This is a genomic window from Cellulomonas sp. P4_B5_2 (genome assembly GCF_056402235.1).
Window position 1 is genome coordinate 1 of record NZ_JBFUHU010000314.1, and the last position, 4438, is coordinate 4438.

The window sequence follows — 4438 nt, forward strand, 5'->3', positions numbered from 1 at the left end:
ACCGAGTACCGCTCGACCTGCTCGAGGGCGAAGCCGCGCTTGCGCAGGAACCGGGGGCCGTCGGCGTCGATCGCCACCCGGCCGACGCCGGTCGTCGCGGCGAGCGTGCCGGGACCCTCGGGCGGCTCGACCTGCTGGTCGGTGGAGGCCGTGACCTGCGTCCGGCCGGCGTCGCGGACCAGCGCGAGAGCCGCGTCGAAGAGCGACGACCCGACGCCCTGGCGGCGGTGGTCCGGGCGGACGCCGACCTCCACGTGACCGGTGTGGGTGTTGTCCTGCTGCGGGAGGTTGATCATCGCGTAGCCCAGGACACGGTCCGGGTCCGGGGTGTCGCGCGCGTCGTCGGCCACCGCGACCAGGCGGGGCTTCCGGTCGTACCTCTGGTCGTGCATCGACCCCAGGATCTCGGTGGCCGTGCGCTCGAAGTCCCGGTTGCCCCACGCGTGGAGGAGGCCGTCGTTCATCGCTCCGGTGTAGCCGTGCAGCAGCCACGCCTCGGGCGCGTCCGGCGTCTCGGACACCGGTACCTCGCGGATCGACCACGTCGTCATGCCGTCCACGATCCGCCCGTCGGCACCGCGCTGGCGAGACCTTTTCCTGGACGTCGCTAGGCTCGCCGGATGGTGTGGTGGGAGATCGTCGGCTGGATCGGCTCGTTGCTGGTCATCATCTCGCTCACGCAGGCCAGGGTGCTGCGCTTCCGGGTGATCAACCTCGTGGGCGCCGTGATCGCCACGGCGTACAACGTGGTGATCGAGATCTGGCCGTTCGCGGTGATGAACGGAGTCATCGCGATCATCGACGTCTACTGGCTGGTCCGGCTGCAGCGGGAGCGCCACGACGCCCTGGTGTACGGGGTGCTCGAGGTGCCCTCCGACGACGCCGTCCTGCAGCACCTGCTGGAGTCGCACGCCCCCGACATCGCCCGGTTCCACCCGGGGTTCAGCGCCGCCGACCCCGCGCCGTCGGCGTCGTTCGTCGTGGTCCGCGGCGACGAGCTGGTCGGTGCGGTCGTGGTGCGGTCCGCCGGTGACGGGGTCGGGCGCGTGGACCTCGACTACGTGACGCCGCGGTACCGGGACTTCACGCCGGGGGAGTTCGTGTACCGGGACAGCGGGGTGTTCGCCTCGCACGGGTTCCGCCGGCTGGTGGTGGGCGGCTCGCCCGCGAGCGAGGCGCGCGCGTACCTGGAACGCGTCGGCTTCCGGCCCACCGCCGACGGCTGGGAGCGCGAGGTGCCGACGGCTGCGTGACGGGCCGGCGTGCGCGCTCTCACCGCCGACGGCTGGGAGCGCAAGGGTGCCGACGGCCGCGTGACGGGCCGGCGTGCGCGCCCCGCCATGTCGTTGCGCCTGAGGTTCCGTGCGTCCGCTAGCATGAGTTCGGTAGACCGAACTTTCTGAGGTGGAGCATGGTCAGCAGCGCGACGGACGACGCCGTCCAGGTCGGGACGCCACGGCGTCGTCGCGCCCCGCTGCTGCTCGGACCGGCGTTCGTCGCCGCGATCGCGTACGTCGACCCCGGAAACGTCGCCGCGAACCTCACCGCCGGAGCCCGCTACGGCTACCTCCTGCTGTGGGTGCTCGTCGCGGCGAACGCGATGGCCGTGCTCGTCCAGTACCAGTCCGCCAAGCTCGGGCTCGTCACCGGCGACTCGCTGCCGGGAGTGCTCGGCCAGCGCATGCGGCGCGGGCCGCGGCTGGCGTTCTGGGTGCAGGCCGAGGTGGTCGCGGCGGCCACCGACATCGCCGAGGTGGTCGGCGGCGCGATCGCCCTGAACCTCCTGTTCGGGGTCCCGCTGCCGCTCGGCGGGCTGATCGTCGGCGTCGTGTCGATGCTCCTGCTCGCCACGCAGAACCGATACGGGCAGCGGCGCTTCGAGCACGTGATCGTCGCGCTGCTCGCCGTCATCAGCATCGGATTCCTGGCCGGGCTGTTCGTGTCGCCGCCCGACGCCCGCGGCGTCCTGTCCGGTCTGGTCCCGCGCTTCGACGGCACCGACTCGGTGCTGCTCGCCGCCTCGATGCTCGGCGCGACGGTCATGCCGCACGCGATCTACGTGCACTCGGCGCTGGTCCGGGACCGCCACGGTCGGCACTCCGGGCCTGCGCTCACCCACCTGCTGCGCTCGACCCGGTGGGACGTCGGCGCCGCGCTGGTGGTCGCCGGCATCGTGAACATCGGCCTCCTGCTGCTGGCCGCGTCCGGCCTGCGCGGAGTCCCCGGCACCGACTCGATCCCGGGCGCCTACGACGCCATCGTCGCCGCGCTCGGCATCGGCATCGGCATCGCGTTCGCCATCGGCCTGCTGGCGTCCGGCCTGGCCTCGACCTCGGTCGGCGCCTACGCGGGCGCGACGATCATGGAGGGGCTGATCCACCGCCGGATCCCCCTGCTGGTCCGCCGCGTGGTCACCCTGATCCCCGCGATCGTGCTCCTGGCCGTCGGCGCCGACGCCACCTGGACCCTGGTCCTCTCGCAGGTGGTGCTGAGTTTCGGCATCCCCTTCGCGGTCATCCCCCTGGTCGCCCTGACCCGCTCCCGCGCGGTGATGGGCCCCCACCGCAACGGCCCCTGGCTGCACGCCACCCTGGTGCTGGTGGTGGTGCTGGTGGTGGCCCTGAACGTGACCCTGCTGGCCCTGCTCCTGCTGGGCTGACCCGGACCCGCCGCGGCCCCGGTTGCGCGAGTTCGTGGCTTCGGAGCCGGATCGTGGGTTCGCACTCACGATCTCGCGCTGAAGCCACGAGTTCACGCCGCCGGTGTCCGTCAGCGGAGCTCACGGCGAGGGCGCAGACCGGCGGTCACCGAGGCGGGCAGCAGGCCGGCGACTCGTCCGAGGAGCGAACTCGGACGTCGGACGTCGTCCCGCATGACGTGGATCATCCGCCAGCCCTCCTCGACGATGGCGTCGTGCCGCCTCTTCTCCCGGATGAACTCGTCGGCCTCCCGCCCTGAGTACTTGGACCGCCCGTCGTACTCGAGAAGCACGCGCCACTGCTCCCAGCCCAGGCAGGCCCGCGCGCAGGAGCGTGAACCGGCACGCGGTCTCCCAAGCCGACTCGGCGCCATCGTCTGCGAGGCGAAGGATCGCTCGTGCGCGGGCAGAGCCACGTCGGCCGGCGGCAGCCGCGGCGCGACCCTCGAGCTCGGCCTTGTTCGCCCCAGCGCGGAGCGCAGCGTCGGCGACGACCAGACCTCCCAGCGGCCGCAGAGTCGCCGCGCAGTCCCACGCCGTCCGGCCCAGAATCGTCGCGGGGATACCGCCGAGCACGGTGATGTCCTCCTCCTGAGGGAACGGGGTGTGCCTGACCACCTCGGACGAGTGCTCTTGGCTTGCCGACGAGCGCTGGAAGACGTGGGTGACCGGGCCGACATCCCACAGCGGCAGTCCGAGCAACACCGCTGCGGAGGTGTGGCTGAAGCAGGTGTCTGCAGTCAGTCGGGCATGCAGGCCGACGATCCGGGCGAGGGCGTCGGCCCGCTTGTCGGTCGCCTCCGTCGTCGGGACGTAGATGCCTCGCCCGACGCGCCGCCAGTGCTTCTCGGCCACCTGCCTGGCGACGACGTGTCGGGGGAAGTCGCGCGCCAGGTGAACGGCCGGGCGAGCCGGCGCGACTGGCGGTGGGGATCCAGGGCGGCGTGGCACGGCAGGATCGTCGACTCCCTGGCGGTCACGCGGGCGCCCTGACGCGACGCTGGTGAGCTCCCCGCCACAGCGCGGGGCAGTGGGCGGCTCGACGAGATCGTGCGTTCGACTCGAGTCCGTCGGTTCGCACCCACGATCTCGTGCTGAACCCACGATCTGGCGCGGATCGGCGAGCTGGAGTGGTCAGGTCAGGCCTCGTCCAGGGCGGCCAGGCGCGTCTGCAGGTGGGCGCGTTCTGTGGGGTTGGTGACCAGCGACAGGGCTGCTCGGTAGGCGTCGGCGGCTGCCGAGCGGTGGCCGGCGCGGGTCAGGAGCTCGGCGCGGACTGCGGGGACTCGGTGGTGGCGGGGGAGGGCGTCGTCGAGGCCCTCCAGGAGCTGCAGGCCGGCCTCCGGGCCCGACGCCTCCGACACCGCCACCGCACGGGCCAGGCGGACGACCGGCGAGCCGGTGAGGGCCTCGAGCTGGGCGTAGAGGTCGGCGATGACGGACCAGCGGGTGTCCGCCGAGGTGGGGGCGGTCGCGTGCTCGGCCGCGATGAGGGCCTGGAGGCGGTACTCGGTCGCGAGACGGGTCTGGTGCCCTGGGGCTGGCGCGTCGGCGAGCGGTGACGCGTGCGTCCTCGAGGCCGGTCCGGTCGGCGTGGCCGCGCCCCCCGCAGGCGCGGTGGCGATGCCGGCAGCCGCAGGCGGCGCGGCGATGCCGCCACCCGTAGGGGCCGTGGCGATGCCACCCTCCGCAGGCGCCGCCGCGATGCCACCCCCCGCGGGCGCGGTGGCGGTGCCACCC

Annotated in this window: 4 protein-coding genes and 1 pseudogene; 2 read left to right on the top strand and 3 right to left on the bottom strand. The window is 73.2% G+C overall.

Annotated elements, in window-relative coordinates; genetic code table 11:
• Nucleotides 1-551 (bottom strand): N-acetyltransferase family protein (locus AC1DUQ_RS18260; RefSeq protein WP_477074293.1); only part of this gene is annotated, 551 nt, incomplete at its 3' end.
• A 69-nt stretch (nt 552-620) separates the two neighbouring features.
• Between AC1DUQ_RS18260 and AC1DUQ_RS18265 the strand changes: the two genes are divergently transcribed.
• Both AC1DUQ_RS18265 and AC1DUQ_RS18270 read left to right on the top strand, forming a co-directional pair.
• Nucleotides 621-1253: a hypothetical protein gene (locus tag AC1DUQ_RS18265; RefSeq protein WP_477062560.1), complete on the top strand. Its 633-nt coding sequence runs from the start codon at nt 621-623 to the stop codon at nt 1251-1253.
• 158 nt (nt 1254-1411) lie between these two features.
• Nucleotides 1412-2659 carry an Nramp family divalent metal transporter gene (locus tag AC1DUQ_RS18270; protein WP_477062559.1) on the top strand — a complete coding sequence of 416 codons (1248 nt, stop codon included), beginning with the start codon at nt 1412-1414 and terminating at the stop codon, nt 2657-2659.
• A gap of 110 nt (nt 2660-2769) precedes the next feature.
• On the opposite strand, the gene AC1DUQ_RS18275 is transcribed toward AC1DUQ_RS18270, so the two are convergent.
• Together AC1DUQ_RS18275 and AC1DUQ_RS18280 are read right to left on the bottom strand one after the other, a co-directional pair.
• On the bottom strand, nt 2770-2991 hold the full coding sequence (locus AC1DUQ_RS18275) for a hypothetical protein (protein WP_477062558.1): 222 nt from the start codon (nt 2989-2991) through the stop codon (nt 2770-2772).
• An 846-nt stretch (nt 2992-3837) separates the two neighbouring features.
• A pseudogene (locus AC1DUQ_RS18280) lies at nt 3838-4438 on the bottom strand (hypothetical protein); the annotation flags it as partial.